Source organism: Desulfovibrio sp. (assembly GCF_019424165.1).
Taxonomy (GTDB): Bacteria; Desulfobacterota; Desulfovibrionia; order Desulfovibrionales; family Desulfovibrionaceae; genus Desulfovibrio.
The window spans coordinates 1-264 of record NZ_JAHZAA010000058.1 but is presented as its reverse complement, the minus strand read 5'-3'; the positions used below and the strand labels follow the sequence as shown (position 1 = coordinate 264).

The window sequence follows — 264 nt, the reverse complement described above, 5'->3', positions numbered from 1 at the left end:
TACATTAAGACAATGCCTGTGTTTCACAGCAACCGGGCTGAATACTATCAGCCCGGTTGCGTTGTTAATGATCGCTATATCTGGGGGGGCTGCGTTGCAAAAACGTTATTTTGCAGTTGCCATTTTGACGGGCGTTCTGGCCGGAATAGCCGTGCTGGGATATTTGCTGCCGACAGACAAAGAGGCCGTGCCAAAGCGTATTCTGCTGCAGAATACCGGCGGCGCCGTGGTTTTTCAGCATGCTGACCATGCCTACGCATATAA

The 264-nt window shown here is 51.1% G+C and carries 1 pseudogene; it reads left to right on the top strand.

From position 1 onward, the window contains the following. A pseudogene (locus QZ377_RS12260) lies at positions 1 to 264 on the top strand (hypothetical protein); the annotation flags it as partial.